Here is a 21,577-nt window from a genome sequence, read left to right as displayed (position 1 = left end):
GGCTCTACCGAGAGCACTTACCGGATAAGTTACCAGTTCGGTCTGTGAGCCTTATAAACAAAGGGTTTGCGGGAGGTAGAGGTAATTTTACCTAAGTCATTGATTTATAAGGGTATGCATGAATTCTCGTACTACACAGGTTATCGAGCTACACAGGGCGGGCCTGAGCTACCGCCATATCGCTAAAACGCTCAATATGAGCCTGCGAGACGTTACCAAAGCGGTCCAGAATGGTAACGGTAAATGTGTTACCACGGTAACGCCGGAACCCATAACCAGCAACACGGAGAGCGTTACCAAAGCGTTACCAATCGACGCTGTTACCGCGTTACCAGAAGCGTCACCACAGGCTGTTACCGATGACGAGCTAGCCCGCACGCTACGCCGTCTGAAATGGGCTATGGACGATTCCGAAAAGGTGCTACAGGAAATGTCCGCAATGCCTTACCAAATAACTAACGTGCTTGGTCCGCTGCGAATCATCTGTAACGATCTATGCAAACAGTACCCGGTAGCCAAGGATTTACCTACGGATAATGTACCGGTTGTGGATATCGATCCTTTGGCCGTAGACCCGCTAACGCTGATTTAGTCCGGTAACTACTCCCGCGTTAAACGGTGCAGACCCTCTGGCTATGCTGGCAATTTAACCTGCGTACCCGATACCAGGCTACCGCCAATAGAGGTAGGCCTGAAAGAGGCTTTAAAAAGTTGGTTTCCTGCGCCGGGTTTCAGAATGAATGATATCGCTAAAGCACTAAAACGGGATGTCATTGCTCTTTTCGTCAGCCTTCTTGTCCTCCGTTCTAACCCAGGACGCATCCCATTTTGCGGGCGACATTGCCTTTAGACTTCCATCCTCATGAAAAAGAGATTTAAATATATACAGTACGGTGACTTGCTCGTTGCCCCTTATCGTTAGGGTGCGCGTCCATTCAAAGAAGTTGTCATGGTTCTCAAGAAAGTCAGGAACGCGCTCAAATACCTTTCCGTTCTTAAGCCAAGCGTCGAGTTCTTCGATGTTGGTAAAATAAATTCTGTACTTGTTATAGAGAACGTCTTGCAGTGCTTGAAATAACGGGTGGTCTCTAAATAATATCTCTTGTACGGCTTTATCTCCTTTGATTTTCTCTTCTGTGAGAAACTTTACCAATTGATCCACTGTTTGCAAGCTTCGCTGAAGTTCTTGTGTAACCGTAGTTTGAGCGCGAACCGTCTCCTGTACTAAAAGTCGCTGAAACAGACCGGCCCATTGTTCTTTTAGAATGGTGATTATATCGCTGCCAGTGGTGAAAGGGAAAATTGGATTCCCTTTCGGTAGAGCATATATTTCCTCTAAAAAGGCATGAATTCGCGCGTCAGATGCATGTGTAAATTTTACGCCGGGGACGTCTTTATTGCTCTTGTAAAAGTCAAACTCCCCGTGTACTGATCGATCCACGAAAATATATACTTGCTTGCCTATTTCGTGGGCTTTTCGAAGTTCCTCTTGCGTGATCGAATATTCGGAAGCACTCGCCGACGATCCAAAGCGACCGCCGATGATTGATACAAGTATGTCGCAATACTCGATCTCCCGATAGGCGTAAGCTTCTGGTTTGTCTTCGCGCCCGTACGAAATATGACCAAGCTCATGTCTAATCGGTTCGAAGCCCATCGATGACACAAATTTGTCTAGGTCGTCTCGGATGGTTTTGAAGTCGTAATAGGTGGAGCTAATAAAAACGCGTGGTCTAGACATGATTGTTTTCGTTCCGGTCTCTGGCGTTATTTCGTTCGAGCAACAAGGGTTGGGGCTATATCTTAATTCGTTTCCGGGTGCTAGGTGCCGCAAACCTCTGAAGAATCGGGGCTAGCACCGAGAGACACATCTAATTGGATCATTGACAATTTGCAGTTGATCTATTAAACGCTCCGTCCCATTGCTCAGGGCGGTAGCTCGACAGAGGTATTAGATGCGAAATATCGAGGTAACCCATAAGACTTTCGTCCTCACGCCGCTAGCTGCATACGATGAGGGCATGTACGCGTCTATCCTCATCGTGCGGAAACCTGATGGCACCCAGCGTGCAACGGAAGTATTGGGGCGCTTCGCTTGTCCGTGGGAGGCGCGCAAGTTCGCTATTGCTCACGGAATGTCTGAGATAGACGCCGAGCGGTTGCCTGAACCGGAACGGAGACCCGCTGAGCGGCAAGATTTCAGGCGGGCAGCATAACGCCATGCACCTGAAACTTGTTCATCGCATCTACCAACGGGCGCAGAGGAAAGAATTCTCCGCCGTAGTTGCTCGAAGCATCCGCTTCGCTGTGCCCTTGTATCGCGTCCGCTAATTCCTTGCTGATACCGCATTCCCGGCTTATGTCTTTCCACGTGTGGCGGAACGAGTGATAGACCATCTTAGGGCTAGTAGGCTCGCATTCGGCCCTAAGCATCCGTTGTATCCACCAGGCAGACCATAGGGACGACTCCACGCCGTGCTTATCCTTACGTAGCTCGTGGAATATGCGGGGCTTGCCGGTCTGCGCTTTAACGTGAGCGACGAACCCTAGTTCAATCAAGGTACGGTGTAACGGGATACGCCTAACGCTATAGACGTTCTTTACACCCTGGCCGTGCTCCTCATTATTCACAAGGCGTAGCACCCAGCATTTAGCGGGCTTGCCGTTTGCGCCCCGATAGTCCTCCTCGTACAAGTCCTCCGGGCGTAGCTGGCAAAGCTCCTCAACACGCGCGCCTGTAAATAGACCAAGCAAGGGCAACCAGTACGCAGCCTCGCCACGGCCAGCAGCGGGGCGGTAGCCTTCGGTATAGATACGATTGGAAAAGATGCGGTTAAGCGTAGCTAGGTCGAATGGCGGACGTACTCCCTTTGCGCTGCGCTTCTTGACTTCAAGCCTCACGCCTGTAGCTGGGCTAGCGTCTATCCATGCCTGGCCTATGGCGTAGCGGCATAAGGTCTGCATATGGTCAAGGGATGCGTTTATGGAGGTGGCTCCTATGCCAGCAGTAACTAGGGCGTCCTTAAACTCCACAATCTGCACCTTGGTAATTTTCGGAACAGGGATATCACCGACCATCTGTATAAACCGCTCAACGGTGCGATGAAATGCAGCCGCAGCCCTTGTTCCGGGTGTGCGGGCTTTCTCCCAGTGTCGAGCCAAGGCGCGAAGGGACTTATCCTGGGCTTGCTGGGCCGTGGTTGATACAGGCGCTTGCACGCCTTTGGCGAGCGTCGCTGATACCTGCCTAGCCTGCAGTGTCGTCGGAGGCGTGGCGGGGCTGTTATGGGCCTGTGCAGCAGTTTCTTTGCCTAGCACACGTCTTACGGCCTCCTCAATATCGGCCAGGCGTTGCTGTCGTTTCTTTTCCTTGCGTGTTGCCAGCGCGTATGCGTCGTCGTGCTCCGCTATTTGCTGGTCAAGGTTCGATTGATCCTCCTCCGCTGCCTCTATCTGCTCCACTGGTAGGGCATCCCAATACGTACCCGGCTGTGTTGCCGGGGTAGGGTTCCTAAGCCCCTCGAATAGCTCGTCTATCTCAACGGCTACCCTACGAGATAACCGCTCAGCGTCCCGCCTGTCGGACGTACCAAGCGCGCGCTGTATCTCAGATTTGCCGTATAGCTCGATAAGGTCGGTAGGAACCCTGCGGCGGTAGTAGTACCGCGCCCCACGCTTGATTACATGCTCACTCATGGCGGTATTTTATCCTTGTGTGTGGTACACCCGCGTGGTACAGAATCCGGTCTGAAACCCTTATCAGACGGTCATTCCAGTGTACAAGCGGGTTTTAGTCTGTGCAACAAATTCAGGAACTCAATCTCGAGCCCTGAGGTTCGCGGGGTGGGGCGGCCGGGGCGGCTTGATGGTCAACCCCGGCTCCCCGGCCTCACGCAAGGCATAATCAACGCTGTTTTCATTCGACAGCTGACGATGCCCGCTTCTCCCGCTCCTTTCTCCTGGCCGCTTTCCCCCGATCCCTTTCTGTCGCTCGAAGTGCTCGACGACCCCGGCGCGCTCGCGTGGGTCGAAGCGCAGAACGCCCGCACGCGCGCCGCGTGGGGCAGCAGCGCGGAATTCGAATCGCTCAGGCAGCGGCTTGCCGATGCTTATCTGCCGCGCGAGCGTCCGGTCATTCCCGATCGCTGGAAGGACTGGGCCTACGATTTGTGGCAGGACGAACGCAATCCCAAAGGCATCTGGCGGCGTACGACGTGGGCAGCCTGGCGCAGCGGCGCGCCGGTCTGGCAGAACCTGCTCGATTTCGACGCGCTCGGTGCGGCCGAAGGCACGCCATGGGTTTGCGTCGAGCTCGACATTCTTTATCCGGACGGCGATCGTGCGCTGATCACGCTGTCGCCGGGCGGCTCGGATGCGCTCGTGGTGCGCGAGTTCGACATCGACGCGCAACGTTTTGTCGACGATGGCTTCGTGATTGCGAAGGCAGGCAAGCACACGGCTTCGTGGATAGATCGGGATACGCTTTATGTCGGGTGGGACAATGGCCGCAAGACGCTGACGCGCTCCGGATATCCGCGCGAAGTGCGGCGCTGGACGCGTGGTAGTGCGCTGGCTGACGCGCCGGTTGTGTTCAAGGGCGCGTTCGGCGATATCGGCGTGGAGGCGCACTATGATCCAGTCGAGCGGCGCCACACGGTGGTGAGCAGCGTCGATTTCTTCGATTCGCATACGTATTACCTTGATGGCGCCGATGTTGATGTGGGTGACGCGGCTAAGCGCGTTACTGTTGCCAGCAGTGGCAGCAATGCCCGCAGTACCGACAGCACCAATGGCTGGTGCCAGTACGACGTACCATCACACGTCGCGGTCGGCGGCTGGCAGGGTTGGTTGCTGCTCGAGCCGCGCCTCGACTGGGATTGCAACGGCGTGCGCTATCCAGGCGGCGCGTTACTGGCGATCCGCGAAGCTGCATTCTTGCGTGGTGGGCGTGACGTGGTGCCGCTCTTCGTGCCGACATCGCAAACCTCCGCCTGCGAGTGGACCCATACGCGCAATCATCTGATCGTGTCGTATCTGGAAGATGTGCGGAGCAAGACCTCGTTGTGGATCCCGTCGCAAGTGGCAGGTCAGGCGTGGCACTGGCATCAACGCGTCTTTCCGTCGCGTGATGACGAAGAAGCCGATGTCTCACCCGTCGAGCCGACGCTGAACGACGAGGTGTTCGTCGATACCGACGATTATTTGCAGCCGCCTGCATACTGGCTAACCGATCTTGCTCGGGATGATCTGACCGATTGGACGTTACTCGACCATTGGCCGACCCAGTTCGACGCGACGCCGTTCGTCGTGACGCGTGCGCACGCGGTGTCCGCGGACGGCACGCGGGTGCCGTATACCGTGATCGGACCACGGGATGCGCCACACGTGGTGGAAGGGCTGCAACCAGAGGAGCAAACGCACAACCAAACCCGCCCCTGCCTGCTTAACGGTTACGGCGGTTTCGCGATTCCCTTGCTGCCGAGCTACCTGACTGGGCCGGGCATCGGCTGGCTGGAGCGGGGCGGCGTGTATGTGGTGGCGCATATTCGCGGCGGCGGCGAGTTCGGTACGAAGTGGCATACAGAGGCGCAGGGTGAGCACCGGCAGCGCGCGTTCGATGATTTCATCGCGGTGGCCGAGGCGCTCATCAGCACAGGCGTGACCAGTGCCGCACAACTCGGTATTCAGGGCGGCAGCAACGGCGGCCTGCTGGTCGCGGCGTGCATGGTGCAGCGGCCTGAGTTGTTCGGCGCCGTGGTCTGCGAGGTGCCGCTGCTCGACATGCGCCGCTATCACCTGCTGCACGCGGGCGCGTCATGGATCGATGAATACGGCGATCCGGATGAACCCGACGAAGCGCGTGTGCTGGCTGCCTACTCACCCTATCACCGCGTGTGTGCTGACGTGGCGTACCCGCCTGTGCTATTCACCACGTCGACGGCCGACGATCGCGTCCACCCCGGACATGCGCGCAAAATGGCCGCCCGTATGCAGGCATTGGGCGCGGAAAGCGTCTGGTATCGGGAGAACACGGAAGGAGGCCACGGCGGCTCCGATGAGCTGGAGCAGGCCGAGCATGATGCGATGGTGTTTGAATTCTTGTGGCGCTGCTTGGACGGGGCGGCGTAGCCTTTCGAAACAGGCACGACGGCCGCCCGCATCGGCCTTTCGAAACCCGTTCGCAGCCGCTCCGCCTAAGCCTTACCAGGGAATTCGCCGCGGGTCTTTGCGTAAACGACCGAGCGCGCTACGCCGCATTGCTCTCGCTTGAGCACCCGAGTGAGGCCCGGTTCGAGGCCTCGCTCACAGCGCCATTCAGCCGATCTGCGCGACCACCGGCGCATGGTCCGACGGTTGATCCCATTTGCGCGGGACCTTGTCGATATCGCACGACGAGCACACGTCGGCGAGCGCCTTCGACAGCAGAATGTGATCGATGCGCAGCCCCGCATTGCGGCGGAACGCCATCATCCGATAGTCCCACCACGAATAGATTTTTTCCGGCTGCTCGAACTGGCGGAAGGCATCGAGCAGACCGAGTCCGATCAGCTGCACGAAGGCGGCGCGCTCTTCGGGCGACACCAGATTCTGGCCTTCCCATGCTTTTGGATCGTGTACGTCGCGATCCTCCGGCGCGATGTTGTAGTCGCCGAGCAGCGCGAGCTTCGGATAGAGCGCCATTTCGCGCGCGATCCAGTCGTGCAGCGCGGCAAGCCAGCGCAGTTTGTAGGCGAACTTGTCGGTGCCCGGCGCCTGACCGTTGGGGAAGTACGCGGAGATGATGCGCACGCCGTCGACCGTTGCGGCGATCACGCGTTGCTGCGGATCCTCGAAGCCGGGGATATTGCGCACGACGGTGCTCGGGTCGACGTTCAGGCCGTCACGCACCAGAATGCCGACGCCGTTGTAGGTTTTCTGGCCCGCGAACCAGCTCCGGTAGCCTTTCTCCTCGAGTGCGGCGCGGGGGAATTTGTCGTCGGTCAGCTTCAATTCCTGCAGGCACAGCACGTCGGTCTGGCTGGTGCCGAGCCAGTCGATCACATGCTGCTCGCGTACTTTGAGGGAATTGACGTTCCAGGTGGCGATTTTCATGAGGTCCTCACATTCTTTGGGCAAAGTCTTTGAAAAGGCGTTGCCTCTCGTTTTTGCTCTATTGCTTGATCTGCCCGTCCTGCGACCCAGGTCCGGGTTGACAGGATCGGGCTAATGCCGATAGCCCCGCATCTTATCGCGCGAGGCGCGCGACAGTGAAAATCGTCCCGCCCGCCGCGAAAAATAAAAGCCCGATCCTGTCATGCCGCGGCGTATAGTGGGATCACATTTACGCGCATCGGGGATGGTCCATGGCACAACTTTATCCAGCCCTTTATAAGGACTTCGAAGTGCATCCGCTGGTGTTTTCGCGGCAGTTCGACAAGTTCGACGGTCATAAGCGTCATGCCGAAGGTTACGACGTTGCGGTACGCGTTTGCCGGCCGGGAGCGATCAGCGGTTCGAAGGCAAGCCGTGTATTTCGTCTCGTGTTGACGTCCACGTTCTCCGACTTCGGCGTCGCCAAGCGCAGCGCAAGCCAGTACGGCGCGGATATCATCGACGGCAAAGTGGACGGCGCGACGGTCGAGGATCTTTGAGTTTGCTTGCTCATTGCAGCATGAGCCATGCATGAGCGAAGACGCGCGCCGCGCACTTCGTTTGAAACTATTTCATCCGATTGTTTGACGTCTTGCTGACAACCCGCTATAATTTTTTTCTCTGACGCGGGGTGGAGCAGTCTGGCAGCTCGTCGGGCTCATAACCCGAAGGTCGTAGGTTCAAATCCTACCCCCGCAACCAAGCATTGTTGAAAGCCCGCTAGCGCAAGCTACGCGGGCTTTTTAACTTGTGGCGGCACTTCTCGCGCGGGCCCGGACGACCAATCGGGCCGCGCCACGCAGTCGCCACACACGCAGGCATTCAGTCCGAATCGATCGCCCATTCCACCGCCGTTTGCGCATGCAACGCGGTCGTGTCGAACACGGGTAACGCCGAGTCTTCCGGCTTGATCAGCAAGGTGATTTCCGTGCAGCCGAGAATCACCGCTTGCGCGCCACGTGCGGCGAGTCCTTCGATTACACGTTGATACACCGCACGCGAGGTGTCGCTCACGTTGCCGTGGCACAGTTCGTCGTAGATGATGCGGTGCACATCCGCGCGTTCGGATTCATCGGGAACCAGCGTCTCGAGGCCGTAGCGCTCGCGCAAGCGGCCTGTGTAGAAAGTCTGTTCCATCGTGTAGCGCGTGCCGAGCAAGCCCACCCGCTCGATTCCCGCGGCGCGCAGCGCGGTGCCGGTGGGATCCGCGATGTGGAGGAACGGCACCTCGATCGCCCGTTCGATCGATTCATACACGCGATGCATCGTGTTGGTCGCCAGTATCACCAGGTCGGCGCCCCCTCGTTCGAGTTGACGGGCGGCGTCGGCCAACTGCTGGCCAAGCGCAGTCCAGTCGCCGGCGCGCTGGTTCGCCTCGATCGGCGCGAAGTCAAGGGTCAGCATCAGGCTGCGGGCATTGTGATGGCCGCCGAGGCGCGCCTTGGCGTGGCGGTTCAGGAGCTTGTAGTACTCGGTGGACGATTCCCAACTCATCCCGCCGATCACGCCGATGGTTTTCATGGTCTTGCTCCGTTGGTGGATGATGCGAGCCGGTGTGCGACGAAGGAGGATGCCGAACGCCGGAGCCAAAACGCCGGAGCCAACGCCAACGCCAACGCCAAACGCCAAACGCCAAACGCCAAACGCCAAACGCCAAACGCCAAACGCCAAACGCCAAACGCCAAACGCCAAACGCCGAATCCCCCGCATCGAACGTTCGAAAAGCCGAGTATAGGCGGACGTCCCTGCCCGGAGCCGGTACGGATTCCCCTTAGCTCACCGGTACGGTATCCAGTCAAAACAAAACCCCGCCACGCGCTTTCTGACGCCGATAGAATCGACATCATTCAAAGAGCGGTCAACAGGGAGTGATTCATGGATCTGATCATCCGCCGCGCGATGCTGCCGCCGAGCGCCGCGTCGCAGAAAAGCCAGCAAAAGCAGCCAGTCGACATCGGCATCGAAGCGGGCCGCATCGTGGCCGTCGAGCCGAATCTGGCCGCCAGCGCACGTGAAGAAATCGACGCCGCCGGTTCGCTCGTCACGCCGCCATTCGTCGATCCGCATTTCCACATGGACGCGACGTTGTCATATGGTCTGCCGCGTGTGAATGCGTCGGGCACCTTGCTGGAAGGCATTGCGCTGTGGGGCGAACTGAAGCCGGAGCTCACGCAGGAGGCGCTGATCCAGCGCGCGCTGCAGTATTGCGACTGGGCTGTCGCGCGTGGCCTGCTGGCCATTCGCAGCCACGTTGATGTCTGCGACCCGCGCCTGCTCGCGGTCGAAGCGCTGGTCGAAGTGAAGCGCCGCGTCGCCCCGTATCTCGACCTGCAACTGGTGGCGTTTCCGCAGGACGGTGTATTGCGCAGCGCCGGCGCATTCGAGAACCTGAAGCGCTCGATCAAGATGGGCGTCGACGTGGTCGGCGGGATTCCGCATTTCGAGCGCACGATGGCCGACGGCGCCCAATCCGTGCGCATGTTGTGCGAGTACGCGGCGGAGCAGGGCCTACGGGTCGACATGCATTGCGACGAATCGGACGATCCGCTGTCGCGCCATATCGAAACGCTCGCAGCCGAAACGCACCGGCTCGGCTTGCATGGGCGCGTCACCGGTTCGCACCTGACCTCGATGCATTCCATGGACAACTACTACGTCAGCAAGCTCTTGCCGCTGATGCGTGAGTCGGGCGTCGCCGCGATCGCCAATCCGTTGATCAACATCACGCTGCAGGGCCGCAGCGACACGTATCCGAAGCGCCGCGGCATGACCCGCGTGCCGGAGATGATGGCAGCGGGCATCAACGTCGCGTTCGGTCACGATTGCGTGATGGACCCGTGGTACAGCCTCGGCTCCGGCGACATGCTCGAAGTCGCGCATATGGGGCTGCATGTTGCGCAGATGACCGGCGTTGACGGTATGCATGCGTGCTTCGACGCGGTCACCGTGAATGCCGCGCGTATTCTCGGGCTGGAAGGCTACGGCATCGCGCCGGGAAGCGCCGCCAATCTCGTGCTGCTCGACGCCCGCGATCCGGTCGAAGCGATCCGCTTGCGTGCCGCGCGCCTCGCGGTGGTCAGTCGCGGCAAGGTGGTGAGTCGCGCGCCGGCTGCCCGTGCGGCGTTGTCGCTGGAAGGGCGTCCTGCAGAGGTGGATTTCAAGCTGCATCGCGGTTAGCCGCAGCGTGCCGCACGCGAGGAACGCGTGAACGGCAAAAAAGCCGGTGCTTGCTCCCGCAAGCCACCGGCTTTTTATCGATATCGGCGCTATCTACAACGCCGACGAGCGCTTCAACGCAAGATCAATGCGCCGCACCAGGCGTCATGCCGTTATGCCGCAACAAGGCGTCGATATTCGGCTCGCGGCCACGGAACGCCTTGAACGATTCCATCGCGGGACGGCTGCCGCCCACTTCCAGAATTTCCTTGCGATACCGCATGCCGGTCGCCTGATCGAGTACGCTGCCACTCGCGGCTTGCGCGGCTTCTTCGAAAGCGGCGTAGGCGTCGGCGGACAGCACTTCCGCCCACTTGTAGCTGTAGTAACCCGCCGCATAGCCGCCCGCGAAAATGTGGCTGAACGTATTCGGCCAGCGCGAGAACGAAGCTTGCGGCACCACGTGGAAACGCTCGTTGATCTCGCTCGCGAGTTCGGTCGCGTTCTTCGTACCGGACGCGTCGAAACCGGTGTGCAGTTGCATGTCGAACATCGAGAACACGATCTGGCGCAAGGTGCCAAGACCGCTCTGGAAGTTCTTCGCGGCGAGCATCTTGTCGAACAGATCGCGCGGCAGCGGCCTGGCGGTTTCGACGTGTGAGGTCATGTCGCTCAACACGTCCCACTCCCAGCAGAAGTTTTCCATGAATTGCGACGGCAACTCAACGGCGTCCCACTCGACCCCGTTGATGCCCGACACGCCCAGTTCGTCGACACGCGTGAGCATGTGATGCAGTCCGTGGCCGAACTCGTGGAACAGGGTGATCACTTCATCGTGCGTGAAGCAGGCGGGCTTGCCGCCGACCGGCGCCGAGAAGTTGCAGGTCAGATACGCGACCGGCGTTTGCACGCTGCCATGCGTGTGCTTGTGACGGCCCCGCGCGTCGTCCATCCATGCGCCGCCGCGCTTGCCTTCGCGTGCATACAGGTCGAGATAGAACTGGGCGACGAGGCCGCCGTCCTGATTCTCGACGCGGAAAAAGCGCACGTCCGGGTGCCACACGGCCGCCTCGTCGCGACGGATGCGCACGCCGAACAGCGTCTCGGTGACCTTGAAAAGGCCCTTGAATACCGCGTCTTCCGGGAAGTACTGTTTGACTTCGTTCTCGGAGAACGAATAACGCTTCTGACGCAAACGTTCAGCGGCGAACGTCATGTCCCACGGTTGCAGCTCGCTCATGCCAAGTTCGTTCGCGGCGAATTCGCGCAGTTCCTTCCAGTCCTGTTCAGCGTGCGGACGCGCGCGCGTGGCGAGGTCTTCGAGGAAGGCCATCACCTGTGCCGGCGACTCGGCCATCTTCGGCGCGAGCGAGACTTCGGCGAAGTTGTTGTAGCCGAGCATGTGCGCCTCTTCCGCGCGCAGCTTCAACTGATCGGCGAGCACCTGCGTGTTGTCCCATTCGGGTTTGCCGTTGCCGTATTGCGGACCGAGCTCAGAGGCACGCGACACATACGCGCGGTACACGGCTTCGCGCATCGCGCGATTTTCCGAGTACTGCATCACCGGGAAATACGACGGGAAGTGCAGCGTGAATTTGTAGCCGGTCTTGCCTTCGCGTTCGGCTGCTTCCTTCGCGGCTTCGATCACGTCTTCGGGCAGGCCGGCCAGTTGCGCTTCATTGCCGGCTTCGACGAGATACGCGTAGGCGTTCGTCGCATCGAGCACGTGATCCGAAAATGCTTTCGACAAGCCCGCCTGGCGTTCCTGCAATTCGGCGAAATGGGGCTTCTGGTCTTCCGGCAATTCCGCGCCCGAGAGGCGGAAATCGCGCAGCGCATTGCCGAGGATCTTCTTGCGCTCGCCTGTGAGTGAAGCGAAATCGTCGCTGGCGTTCAGCGCCTTGTACTTCTCGTACAGCGCGAGGTTCTGGCCCACGCTCGACCAGAATTCGGTGACGCGCGGCAGATTCTCGCCGTATACGGCCCGCAGTTCCGGCGTATCGGCCACGGCGTTCAGATGGCCGACCACACTCCAGGCGCGCGACAGCGGTTCGGTGGCGCGCTCGACCGGCTCGACCACGTCGGCCCACGATGCGGGCGTGATGGGCTGCGCCGCGCGCTCGACGGCGGCGGCCGCATCGGCGAGCAGGATATCGAGGGCGGGCGTGACGTGTTCGGGGCGGATGTCGCCAAAGCGCGGCAGGTCGGAAAAATCGAGGAGCGGATTGTCGTGAGTCGAGGGGGTAGTGGACATAAGGCTTCCTGTCTGACGCGGGTGAACGGGTAATCGGGTGCATCGACGGGCGCGCGCGACGACGCCCGACAACACCTCTATAGGCATTATTGGGGCAGGGCGCGCCGATTCCAATCCGTCGCCAGACAAATTATCAGATGTCGCGCGACTGTGCGCGCGGGCAGCGAATGGCGCGCGCGCTGCGGGCAGCCGCGCGCGTCTGTGCGAAAGCGAACGGTGCGAATTGCTGCTGTGCCGCATTCTGGCGTATCGCTACCCGTCGGCGACGTTTTCGTAAGAGGTATCGATGAACCCGCTTTCGCACGCTCTATCGCGCAACGGCAACAACTTCGATCTGGTGCGGCTTCTTGCCGCTGTCGCCGTGGTGTATGGCCATTCGTATCTACTGCAGGCACCCGACGGCACGACGGATTGGGTCCAGAACGCGCTCGGTTTCGATGGTTTCGGCGCACTCGGCGTCTATGCGTTTTTTTTGCTGAGCGGCATGCTGGTGACCGCGAGTTTCGACCGGCAACGCTCGGTGCCGCGTTTCGTCGCGTTGCGCATCGCGCGCCTGTGGCCGGCGGTGGCGGGCGGTTCTCTGGTGACTGTGTTCATCCTCGGGCCGCTGTTTACGACGCTGCCGCTGCGCGACTATTTCGCCTCGGGCATGACGTGGGGCAACCTCGACAATTTTTCCACCATTGTGCTGAAAACCGGCTGGGCGCTGCCTGGCGTATTCGAGCACAACCGCTTTGCCGTCGACGTCTGCGGGCCGCTGTGGACGTTGCCGCTCGAAGTGCGCTGTTATCTGATCGTGATGGTGACCGGCATGCTGGGGCTGCTGTCCAGCGCGCGTGGCGTGGCGCTGGCGGTCGCGCTCGGCTGCGCCGCGTTCGTCTTTCGCGTACACCTGCCGCATCTGCAGATCGGGCTGCGTGACTTCAGCGAAACGCCCGGCGGCTATTCGTTCTGGCCGGAGCCGTTTTTCCTGCTGGGGATGCTGCTGTACGGATGGCGCGAACGGGTCGACATCAACGGCTTGACGGCACTCGCGCTGGCGATGGTGTTTCTGGTGTTCCGCGACACCGCAGGCGCTCAACCGCTGTTCTATCTGGCTTTTGTTTACGGCGTGCTGTGGGTGGGCACGACACCGCTTTTGCGGCGTTTCGTGCCGCGCCACGATTACTCATATGGGATTTATCTGTACGGCTTTATGGTGCAGCAATGCGTCGCGAATATCGCGCCGCAGTTGAGCCATGTGGTCGCAGTGCTGATCGCCGCGCCGTTCATTCTGCTGTGCGCGGCGCTGTCGTGGCACTTCGTGGAGCGGCCCGTGCTGAAGTGGTGCCGGCGGCGTCTGGCGCGCTCGCAAACGCCGCTCGGCTCGCCGGGCATTGCGACAAGCGATCCGGCGGCCCGTTGAACCTTGGGGCGGGGAAGGCTACAAAGCAAAAACCGGCGCTCCAGGGCGCCGGTTTTCGTTTTCAGAAGGCCCTACGGGCCTTCCTGCCAAAGCCCTTGTATCGGGCTTTCTTATCAGCCCTTCGACGCGTCGCGCTCGGCGGCTTCGATCGTGTTGACGAGCAGCATCGTGATGGTCATCGGACCGACGCCGCCCGGCACCGGCGTGATGTAGCCGGCCACTTCCTTGACACCCGCGAAATCGACGTCGCCGCACAGTTTGCCGGCTTCGTCGCGATTCATGCCGACGTCGATCACGGCGGCGCCCGGCTTCAACATGTCCGCCGTGAGAATGTTGCGCAGACCGGTGGCGGCGACCACCACGTCGGCGTTACGGGTATGGGCGGCGAGGTCGCGCGTCTTGCTATGGCAAATCGTGACGGTCGCGCCTGCTTCGAGCAGCAGCAGCGCCATCGGCTTGCCGACGATGTTCGAGCGGCCGATCACCACCGCATTCGCGCCTTGCAGCGGAATTTCATAGGCGGCCAGCATCTTCATCACGCCGTACGGCGTGCAGGGGCGGAACAGCGGTCTGCCGGTCATCAGCGCGCCGGCGTTGGCGACGTGAAACCCGTCCACATCCTTTTCCGGGGCGATGGCTTCGATCACCTTGTGGCTGTCGATATGCGGCGGCAGCGGCAGTTGCACCAGAATGCCGTGGATGCGCGGGTCGCGGTTCAGTTCGTCGATGCGAGCCAGCAGATCGGCCTCCGGCAGATCGGCCGGATAGCGGTCGAACGAGGAACCGAGACCGTTGTCATGGCACGCCTTGACCTTGTTGCGCACATAGACTTCGCTGGCCGGATTGTCGCCGACCAGCACCACGGCGAGGCCCGGCTGATGGCCGCGAGCGGTGAGGGCGGCGGCGCGCGTGGCGACATCCGCGCGCAGGGTCTTCGAAAGGGCGAGGCCGTCGATCAGTTTGGCAGTCATGGTCGGTCGAGATGGGCAGTTTGGAAAGCTGGGCAGGCGCGAGGTGCGCGGCATGTGTGATGGCGCTTCTACCGGAAACGGGTCGGCACGTGAAAGGTGTGCGGCGCGGATCAGGGATAAGCAGCGCTGCAAAGTCCGACATTATACCGGCCTGGCAGGGCACGCCATGGATGGATTCCGGGTGGAGCGGGGCGCTTGCGACGGATGGCTGCGTTGAAGACTTGCCTGACGCCGGCATGATATCGATGCTGGATCTCAGCGTCGATCGGCCGCGAGCGGCTCGTGCGCCGCCGCGGCTCTCGGGACAAGGCTACTGTTGCACCGGCTGCCAACTATCGTCCGGGTCGAACGATTTGATGGCGGCGGCCGCGCGCGCGGTCTGCGGCCCGAGGTTCTTCTGATAGACCTGACCGTCCTGATTAACGATAAAGCTCATCACGCCAGTCTTGCCATACTCCGCCGGCGAGGCGATCAGACCGAACCCTTTGGTCAGCACACCGTTCTCGACGTAGTTCTGCGCGCCGCCTTTCGCATGAGGACCCTGCGCCGTCAGGATCCGGTAGTGATAGCCGTGATAGGCGTCTTTTGGCAGGGTGCCGTTGGGCATGGTGGCGGCGAGCGGTCCGAGCGGGCTGTCCGTTTCGCCGGGCGCCGTCGCCCAGTACAGGCCGTCATGCTGGCCTTGCGTACTGACGAAGCGCTGCGCGTAGTGCTGCGTCAGGTTGTGATAATCGTTTTGCGCGTCGAGGTAGGCGAGCGAGGTCAGGATCGCCGCGCGTTCGTTGCGGCCGATACGGCGCGTCAGCATTTCGTCCTGTGCGGCGGGCGGATCGAAACGCCAGCCGTGCGCCATTTGCACGAGCGGAATCGGCAAGGTCCAGCCACTTTCGCCAACCGCCAGATGGGCGGTTGCGCGTCCCTTGCTCTTCACCGGGTCCTTAACGATCTGATGCCCTTTCGACCATGCGCCGAGGAACTGGTAGATGTCGTCGTCGCCGATTCCTTCGGAAGGAATGAAGCGATGAAAATCGTTACCGAGCACGTGTTTAAGCGCACTGTCATCGTTGCTGGCCAAGGCGTCGACGAACGCATTGGCGGCGTCGTCGGCACTGGGATAGACCGCCTGCGCGTGGGCGGCGGTCGTGCCGAGCAGCAGTGCCGGCGCGACCAGTAACGTGCCGGTCGTGCCGAGGGCGGCGGCGAATGTCACGACGTGGGCGCGCAAGGCGCCGCGTGGGAATAAGCGAATCATTAGAGACTCCTCTTGATCGTTCAACGGTTCCGGCCGAAATGGCGCTCACCGCCGCCGCCACCACCCATTCTGCCGCCGCCACTGCCGAGGTTGCCGCCACCACCGCGCTGGACGCCCCCGCCGTTCGCACCGAGACCGCCGCCCGCGCGTTGCTGGCCGCCACCGTTGGCGCCGAGACCGCCGCCCGTACGTTGCTGGCCCCCGCCGTTTGCACCGAGACCGCCGCCTGCGCGTTGCTGGCCGCCACCGTTGGCGCCGAAGCTGCCGGAACGGTTCGCGGCCGCGTTGCGGCTCGCCTCGCCACGCTGCATGTTCTGCCGCGCGGCGTTGCCGTCGCCGGCGCCGCGCAACGCGTTATCGCGATTGACGTTCTGCGCGCGGGCCTGCAGGTTGGCGTTCGCGGTGCCGCCCTGATGAATCCCCTGCACGCGCTGGCTGGCACTGCCGCTGAGGTTCTGGCCGGTACGGTTCTGCAAGGTCTGTTGCGCCTGGGCACGGGCCGCGTCGTCACGGCCGCGGAAGGCATCGCGCTGCGCGCTGCCGAGGTTGTTGTTGACGTTGCGGTTGAGATTCGCGTTGTTGACGTTGCGATTGACGTTGGCGTTGCGATTCCAGTTCGCCGTGTTGCTGTTCACGTTGAGCCGGTTGTTCACATTGATGTTGTTGTACCGGTTCACGTTGATGTTGACGTCATGCGTGTTCCAGTTGAAGCCGCCCCACAGCGAATTGGCCACGGCGACGCCGGCACCGAACGCAAGCCCGGTTGCGAATCCGGTCGCGATGGCATAACCGGGTGGCGGCGGGACATACACCGGCGGATAGGCGGGATAGGGCCATGTACCGTAGACGACAGTCGGGTTATACGTGGGCACGTATACCACCTGTGGATTGGCCGGCACGATCTGAATCGTGCTTTGTTCGACCACGACTTTCTGCTGCGAACTCGTCTTCAGATTGCCGGCGGCCTGCGCCTGTTTGCGCAGGCGTTGCACGGAGTCCATCACATCATCCGGCTGGCCGAGAAAGGCGGTGCCGAGTTGCGAGACCCAGTCCGGTTTCGACGCCATCGTCGCGAGGACCTGCGGAAAGGCGACCAGCGATTGCACGCTCGGATCCCAGGGCTCGGACGCGACCGCCTTGACGGCGTCGTCGCCTTGCAGCTTCGAGTTCGCTTGCGACCAGGCGGCTGCGGCCTGCACGTCCTGGGGGAAGGTCGCGGCCATCAGCACCTGCGCTAGCAGCGCGTCGGGATAGAGCGCAATGGGTGCGGTCAGCGAATCGAGTTGCTGGTTCGACATCTTCGCGGCGCTTTGCGCGTGGACGACGCCCGGCGTGACCAGACCGGCGAAGAGTGGCGCGCTCGCAAGGGCGGCGCAAACAAGCAACACACGCGATCGGTGTGTTCCGGATCGTTTCACGATGAAATCCTCCCGGCTGCGTTAGACGCGCGAAGTCAATGCACAACGCATGCTGCGTTGCTTAGGCGCGCTGAAATGGAGATGGAAGCGGGTAAAGACAGAAAGGCGGACAGAAAGGCGGACAGAAAGGCGGACAGAAAGGCGGACAGAAAGGCGGACAGAAAGGCGGACAGAAAGGCGGACAGGCAGGGCTCGGTTTCGTGTGAGCCGTTCGATAAGGCAGGACCCTCAGTGACGTGGCCGAACCACCTTGACTGCTTTGCAACGCATGGCGACGCCGCATACGACAACGGCAGCACGCTTATCCTGCGTTCATCGAGCATCGACGGTCCCTGCTGAGGAGTTCTGGCTAAATTAAGCGGCGCGGCGAAGCTTGTCAATCTTGTCGGAGGAAAGAACGTAGTGCCCTGCGACGTAAGCGCATGCTGAGTAATGCGTAATGATTGAAGGATGCGGATGCGGATGCGGATGCGGATGCGGATGCGGATGCCGATAGAAGTGCCCATCAAGGCGCCGACACATCGGGCATGCCGTGACTTGTTGTCGCGAAGCGGGAAAAGGGAAAGGAAGAGAGGAAGAGAGGAGGAGAGGAGGAGAGGAAGATGAAACGGGCCGGACCTGTCGGCGATCCGGCCGTTGAAGCGCAGCAGCGACCCGCGGGCGGTGCCGCGGCCGTCATGCTTATTGTGCCGGTTGCGGCTTGTTCGACAGCGCCAGTCGCAGCAAATCGGCGACCGTGTTGACGTTGAGCTTTTCCATGATGTTCGCGCGGTGTGCTTCGACCGTCTTGATGCTGATGCCGAGGTCGTCGGCAATCTGCTTGTTCAGGCGGCCGGCAATGATGCGCTCCAGCACCTGATGCTCACGCGCGGTCAGCTTGCCCAGACGTTCGGCGGCGGCGCGCTGTTGCTGCACGCTGGTGCTTTCGCTGCGGGCTTTATCGAGCATGCGCTCGACCAGCTTGCGCAGTTCGGCTTCGTCGAACGGTTTTTCGATGAAGTCCATTGCGCCTTTTTTCATCGTCGACACCGCCATCGGCACGTCGCCGTGGCCCGTCACGAAGATGATCGGCAGCGACGCATTGTCGGCGATCAGGCGTTCCTGCAACTCGAGCCCGCTCATGCCGGACATCCGCACATCGAGAATCAGACACGCGATCTGGCCCGGATGCGTATGCGGCTGCCACGCGTCGATGAACTGCTCGGCGCTGGAGAAGCATTGCACGCGGTAGCCGTTTGCCTCCAGCAGCCAGCGCAGCGAATCTCGCACGGCCTCGTCGTCGTCGACGACAAAGACAGTTTCCTGTGTGGTGACTGGGCTGTTCATAGCTCTCCCGTAACGGTTTGTGGTGTCGGCGCCTCTGACCCGCCGTTGCTCGGGCCGTCAGGCTCTCCAATAGGCAGACTGCAATGGAACGTGGCGCCTGTGATGTGGCCGTCAGACTCGACGTTATTCACCACCCACAGACGACCGCGGTGCGATTCGATAATCGAACGGCAAATGTTCAGCCCCATGCCCATACCATCGGACTTGGTGCTGTAAAACGGTTCAAAGAGACGCTCGGCGGTCGCTTCGTCGACGCCCGGCCCCTGGTCGACGACGCTGATGCAGACAAACCCGCCTTCCAGCCGCACGACCACGCGGATCACGGGGTCGACCGCGTTCGGGCGCGCATCGTGCATCGCTTCCGCGCCGTTCTTCAGCAGGTTCACCAGGACCTGCTCGATCAGCACCGGATCAACGTAGATCACCGGCAAACGCGAGCGCAGATCGGTCACGATACGAATCTTGCGCTTGCGCGCCTCGAGTTCGGCGAGACCCACGGCGTCGGCGACGATATCGGCCACGCGCGTGGCCTGGCGTTTCGGCTCGCTGCGTTTCACGAACTCGCGAATGCGCTTGATGATCATGCCTGCGCGCACCGCTTGCTGGGCGGTTTTTTCGAGCACGGGCAGCAGATTATCAGGCGTCGTCCGACCGGATTTAACCAGCGCCACGGTTCCGGAGCAATAGTTATTGATCGCGGCGAGCGGCTGGTTCAGTTCGTGCGCGAGCGACGAGGCCATTTCACCCATCGTCATCAAGCGGCTGGTGAACTGCAGTTTCTCGTCCTGCTGGCGCGAGAGCTCCTGAGCCTGCTTGCGCGTGGTGATGTCGGTCGCGATCTGCATCTGCGCGAGGTGGCCGTCCACCCACTGGATGTACTGACGGCGCACTTCGAACCACTTCTGGATGCTTTGCACGTAGATTTCCTGCGCATCGGCGGTGCTTTCGGTCAACGCGGCGGCGGGCAGACCCGCGTATGTGTCCACCATATCGATCGAATCGGACGACGCCTGTGCGCTATCGAACCCGCCGCCCGCCAATTCCAGATGACCGTCCGGGCGAATCCCGAACAGGTGGCGGTAATAGCGGTTGGCGAACAGCAGTTCGGCTTCGTCGGCGGCCAGCACGGAGACGGCGGCGTCGAGGCTTTCGAGCACGGTCGTGAAGCGCTCGTGTGCGGCGGCGAGTTCTTCGCGCGCGCGTTTCGGCTCGGTGATGTCGGTCATCGACGACATCCAGCCGGTCTGGCGCCCCGAGCTATCGATCAGCGGCGACACATAGAGACGCGCATGGAACAACGAACCGTCCTTGCGGCGCACCCGCAATTCGAAGCCCGAAGAGGGCGCCTTGCCGCGCAGCGTCATGTCCAGCTGGCGCTGCATCTCGGGGTAGGCGTCGCGCGGCCAGTACGCAAACGGCGCGTTCTTGCCGACCAGATCGCTTTCGTCCCAGCCGGTCATGCGGCAGAACGCCGGGTTCACGTGCGTGATGCGCCCGTGCATGTCGAGCACGCGCATGCCGATCAGCACCGAGTTCTCCATGGCGCGGCGGAAGAAGGCTTCAGCATACAGCGCCTGCTGCGCTTCAAATCGCTGCCGCGTGTGTTTCCACAAGCTCCACAGACTCCACAGCACGAAGCACGACAGGCCGGCCACCAGCCAGACCAGCGTGTTGTTGGTGAAGTTGGTCATCTGCGGGAACGCATAGACGCGCACCGAGACGCCCTGGCCCGGCGGGTCGAGCGGCAGATCGTAGAACATGTCGCGCGGCAGGCGCGGGCGGGTCGACGTGGTGGTCAACTCGCGGTTGTTCACGTCGATGATCGAGATTTTGTATTTGGCCGACAGCTCGGGCGGAATGTCGTGCTTCAGGATGCCTTCCACCGAGAACACGGCGGCAATTGTGCCGAGGAAGTCGCGGTCGCGATAAACCGGCGTTTGCAGCGTGATGTAGCCATTGCCGAGGTCGTCGTAGATCAGCGGCGAGTACACCTGGCGGCGCGTATTGCGCGCCTCGGTGAAGGCAGCCTTGACGGCCTCGTCCATCTGCGCGTCGTTCGGTTTGGCGAGGCGCTGGCCGAATACGGGGAGTGCGGTATTGGGCCAGCGCGGCTGCTGCTGGCTCGTGTACCAGTTCATGTAGAGGATCTCGGGATGCCCCTGCATGATGTCCGTGGTGGACACCTGGAATGAATGCGGATCGGCGTGGCCGGCAACCAGATCGCGGGCGAGCGCCTGAATCTGTTCCTGCGCGCCCGTCATGGACAGGCGGATCTGCTGCTGCGCCCACGCGACATTACGGTAGAGCGTGTCTTCCTGCTGTTGCTGTTCGCGCCGGTTGAGACTCCACAGAATCAGGCTCATGACGACCAGGAAAACCAGGATCGACAGAAGCGGCGTGAGCAAATAGGAGTTCGACCACCACGGTCCGTGGTGCCAGCGGGAGGACGGCGTCGAATCGCCCGGCGAACCGGCGGTACGCGCCGAGCGAGCGAAAAGCCGTTCGGTCAACATGCGTGGCATTGTAGCGCAGCGAGTCGCTAGCAAATGGCGCAAAAAAGCGCTGAAACAACCGTTATTCGGCGCAAACTAGCCGACGTATCCGTCGATCGGCAGTCAAATCAGGTTGCGCCGCAACAATTTTCCGCATTATGAGATTCGATCT

General features: G+C 61.0%; 16 protein-coding genes and 1 tRNA gene. 6 read left to right on the top strand and 11 right to left on the bottom strand.

Annotation, left to right across the window (positions count from 1 at the left end; genetic code table 11):
- Positions 1-118 precede the first annotated feature (118 nt).
- Positions 119-592: a hypothetical protein gene (locus PQR53_RS07795; protein WP_408452059.1), complete on the top strand. Its 474-nt coding sequence runs from the start codon at positions 119-121 to the stop codon at positions 590-592.
- A gap of 165 nt (positions 593-757) precedes the next feature.
- Here PQR53_RS07795 and PQR53_RS07790 read toward each other — a convergent pair whose 3' ends face one another.
- Together PQR53_RS07790 and PQR53_RS07785 are read right to left on the bottom strand one after the other, a co-directional pair.
- Positions 758-1,741: a DUF4062 domain-containing protein gene (locus PQR53_RS07790; RefSeq protein WP_408452057.1), complete on the bottom strand. Its 984-nt coding sequence runs from the start codon at positions 1,739-1,741 to the stop codon at positions 758-760.
- Between the two features lie 458 nt (positions 1,742-2,199).
- A complete protein-coding gene (locus PQR53_RS07785; RefSeq protein WP_408452056.1) occupies positions 2,200-3,696 on the bottom strand; it encodes a DUF6538 domain-containing protein in 1,497 nt (498 codons plus the stop codon).
- A 237-nt stretch (positions 3,697-3,933) separates the two neighbouring features.
- On the opposite strand from PQR53_RS07785, the gene PQR53_RS07780 reads away from it, so the two are divergent.
- Positions 3,934-6,129, top strand: coding sequence for a prolyl oligopeptidase family serine peptidase (locus tag PQR53_RS07780; protein ID WP_408452054.1), 2,196 nt, complete (start codon positions 3,934-3,936; stop codon positions 6,127-6,129).
- 186 nt (positions 6,130-6,315) lie between these two features.
- Here the strand turns inward: PQR53_RS07780 and xth are convergent, their stop codons facing one another.
- Positions 6,316-7,092 carry an exodeoxyribonuclease III gene (gene xth / locus PQR53_RS07775; RefSeq protein WP_179732909.1) on the bottom strand — a complete coding sequence of 259 codons (777 nt, stop codon included), beginning with the start codon at positions 7,090-7,092 and terminating at the stop codon, positions 6,316-6,318.
- 251 nt (positions 7,093-7,343) lie between these two features.
- Here xth and PQR53_RS07770 point away from each other — a divergent pair, with 251 nt between their 5' ends.
- Both PQR53_RS07770 and PQR53_RS07765 read left to right on the top strand, forming a co-directional pair.
- Entirely contained in the window at positions 7,344-7,631 is a 288-nt protein-coding gene (locus PQR53_RS07770; RefSeq protein ID WP_179732908.1) for a hypothetical protein, read from the top strand.
- Between the two features lie 125 nt (positions 7,632-7,756).
- Positions 7,757-7,833 (top strand) — tRNA-Met (locus PQR53_RS07765).
- A gap of 120 nt (positions 7,834-7,953) precedes the next feature.
- Here PQR53_RS07765 and PQR53_RS07760 read toward each other — a convergent pair.
- A complete protein-coding gene (locus PQR53_RS07760) occupies positions 7,954-8,652 on the bottom strand; it encodes an aspartate/glutamate racemase family protein (protein WP_408452053.1) in 699 nt (232 codons plus the stop codon).
- 354 nt (positions 8,653-9,006) lie between these two features.
- Between PQR53_RS07760 and PQR53_RS07755 the strand changes: the two genes are divergently transcribed.
- The gene (locus PQR53_RS07755) at positions 9,007-10,308 is read left to right on the top strand and encodes an amidohydrolase family protein (RefSeq protein ID WP_408452051.1); all 1,302 of its coding nucleotides are present in this window, start codon (positions 9,007-9,009) and stop codon (positions 10,306-10,308) included.
- Between the two features lie 124 nt (positions 10,309-10,432).
- Here PQR53_RS07755 and PQR53_RS07750 read toward each other — a convergent pair whose 3' ends face one another.
- Entirely contained in the window at positions 10,433-12,541 is a 2,109-nt protein-coding gene (locus PQR53_RS07750; protein WP_408452049.1) for a M3 family metallopeptidase, read from the bottom strand.
- Between the two features lie 286 nt (positions 12,542-12,827).
- Between PQR53_RS07750 and PQR53_RS07745 the strand changes: the two genes are divergently transcribed.
- The gene (locus PQR53_RS07745) at positions 12,828-13,946 is read left to right on the top strand and encodes an acyltransferase family protein (protein ID WP_408452047.1); all 1,119 of its coding nucleotides are present in this window, start codon (positions 12,828-12,830) and stop codon (positions 13,944-13,946) included.
- 113 nt (positions 13,947-14,059) lie between these two features.
- Here PQR53_RS07745 and folD read toward each other — a convergent pair whose 3' ends face one another.
- From folD to fixL, 6 genes are all read right to left on the bottom strand, one after another.
- Positions 14,060-14,917, bottom strand: a complete 858-nt coding sequence (gene folD / locus PQR53_RS07740; RefSeq protein WP_408452045.1) for a bifunctional methylenetetrahydrofolate dehydrogenase/methenyltetrahydrofolate cyclohydrolase FolD — start codon at positions 14,915-14,917, stop codon at positions 14,060-14,062.
- A gap of 310 nt (positions 14,918-15,227) precedes the next feature.
- A complete protein-coding gene (locus PQR53_RS07735) occupies positions 15,228-16,169 on the bottom strand; it encodes a DUF2950 domain-containing protein (RefSeq protein ID WP_408452044.1) in 942 nt (313 codons plus the stop codon).
- A gap of 20 nt (positions 16,170-16,189) precedes the next feature.
- Positions 16,190-17,587, bottom strand: a complete 1,398-nt coding sequence (locus PQR53_RS07730; RefSeq protein WP_408452042.1) for a DUF3300 domain-containing protein — start codon at positions 17,585-17,587, stop codon at positions 16,190-16,192.
- 35 nt (positions 17,588-17,622) lie between these two features.
- The gene (locus PQR53_RS07725; protein WP_408452041.1) at positions 17,623-18,093 is read right to left on the bottom strand and encodes a hypothetical protein; all 471 of its coding nucleotides are present in this window, start codon (positions 18,091-18,093) and stop codon (positions 17,623-17,625) included.
- A 175-nt stretch (positions 18,094-18,268) separates the two neighbouring features.
- On the bottom strand, positions 18,269-18,913 hold the full coding sequence (fixJ, locus tag PQR53_RS07720; RefSeq protein WP_011488992.1) for an oxygen response regulator transcription factor FixJ: 645 nt from the start codon (positions 18,911-18,913) through the stop codon (positions 18,269-18,271).
- Positions 18,910-21,426 (bottom strand): oxygen sensor histidine kinase FixL, encoded by a 2,517-nt coding sequence (gene fixL / locus PQR53_RS07715; RefSeq protein WP_408452346.1) that lies wholly within the window; start codon positions 21,424-21,426, stop codon positions 18,910-18,912. Before fixL ends, fixJ begins: the two co-directional genes overlap by 4 nt.
- Positions 21,427-21,577 lie beyond the last annotated feature (151 nt).

It is taken from the genome of Paraburkholderia fungorum (genome assembly GCF_046027605.1).
GTDB lineage: Bacteria > Pseudomonadota > Gammaproteobacteria > Burkholderiales > Burkholderiaceae > Paraburkholderia > Paraburkholderia fungorum_F.
The sequence above is the reverse complement of the archived record's forward strand: the minus strand, read 5'-3'. Positions and strand labels throughout refer to the sequence as shown.

Bases quoted from the DNA above. Each gene is read 5' to 3' on its own strand.
- PQR53_RS07750 (WP_408452049.1), bottom strand. From the start codon at position 12,541: ATGTCCACTACCCCCTCGACTCACGACAATCCGCTCCTCGATTTTTCC.
- PQR53_RS07755 (WP_408452051.1), top strand. From the start codon at position 9,007: ATGGATCTGATCATCCGCCGCGCGATGCTGCCGCCGAGCGCCGCGTCG.
- PQR53_RS07790 (WP_408452057.1), bottom strand. From the start codon at position 1,741: ATGTCTAGACCACGCGTTTTTATTAGCTCCACCTATTACGACTTCAAA.
- PQR53_RS07725 (WP_408452041.1), bottom strand. From the start codon at position 18,093: ATGGGCACTTCTATCGGCATCCGCATCCGCATCCGCATCCGCATCCGC.
- PQR53_RS07795 (WP_408452059.1), top strand. From the start codon at position 119: ATGAATTCTCGTACTACACAGGTTATCGAGCTACACAGGGCGGGCCTG.
- fixJ (WP_011488992.1), bottom strand. From the start codon at position 18,913: ATGAACAGCCCAGTCACCACACAGGAAACTGTCTTTGTCGTCGACGAC.
- xth (WP_179732909.1), bottom strand. From the start codon at position 7,092: ATGAAAATCGCCACCTGGAACGTCAATTCCCTCAAAGTACGCGAGCAG.
- fixL (WP_408452346.1), bottom strand. From the start codon at position 21,426: ATGTTGACCGAACGGCTTTTCGCTCGCTCGGCGCGTACCGCCGGTTCG.
- PQR53_RS07735 (WP_408452044.1), bottom strand. From the start codon at position 16,169: ATGATTCGCTTATTCCCACGCGGCGCCTTGCGCGCCCACGTCGTGACA.
- PQR53_RS07760 (WP_408452053.1), bottom strand. From the start codon at position 8,652: ATGAAAACCATCGGCGTGATCGGCGGGATGAGTTGGGAATCGTCCACC.
- PQR53_RS07780 (WP_408452054.1), top strand. From the start codon at position 3,934: ATGCCCGCTTCTCCCGCTCCTTTCTCCTGGCCGCTTTCCCCCGATCCC.
- PQR53_RS07785 (WP_408452056.1), bottom strand. From the start codon at position 3,696: ATGAGTGAGCATGTAATCAAGCGTGGGGCGCGGTACTACTACCGCCGC.
- folD (WP_408452045.1), bottom strand. From the start codon at position 14,917: ATGACTGCCAAACTGATCGACGGCCTCGCCCTTTCGAAGACCCTGCGC.
- PQR53_RS07745 (WP_408452047.1), top strand. From the start codon at position 12,828: ATGAACCCGCTTTCGCACGCTCTATCGCGCAACGGCAACAACTTCGAT.
- PQR53_RS07770 (WP_179732908.1), top strand. From the start codon at position 7,344: ATGGCACAACTTTATCCAGCCCTTTATAAGGACTTCGAAGTGCATCCG.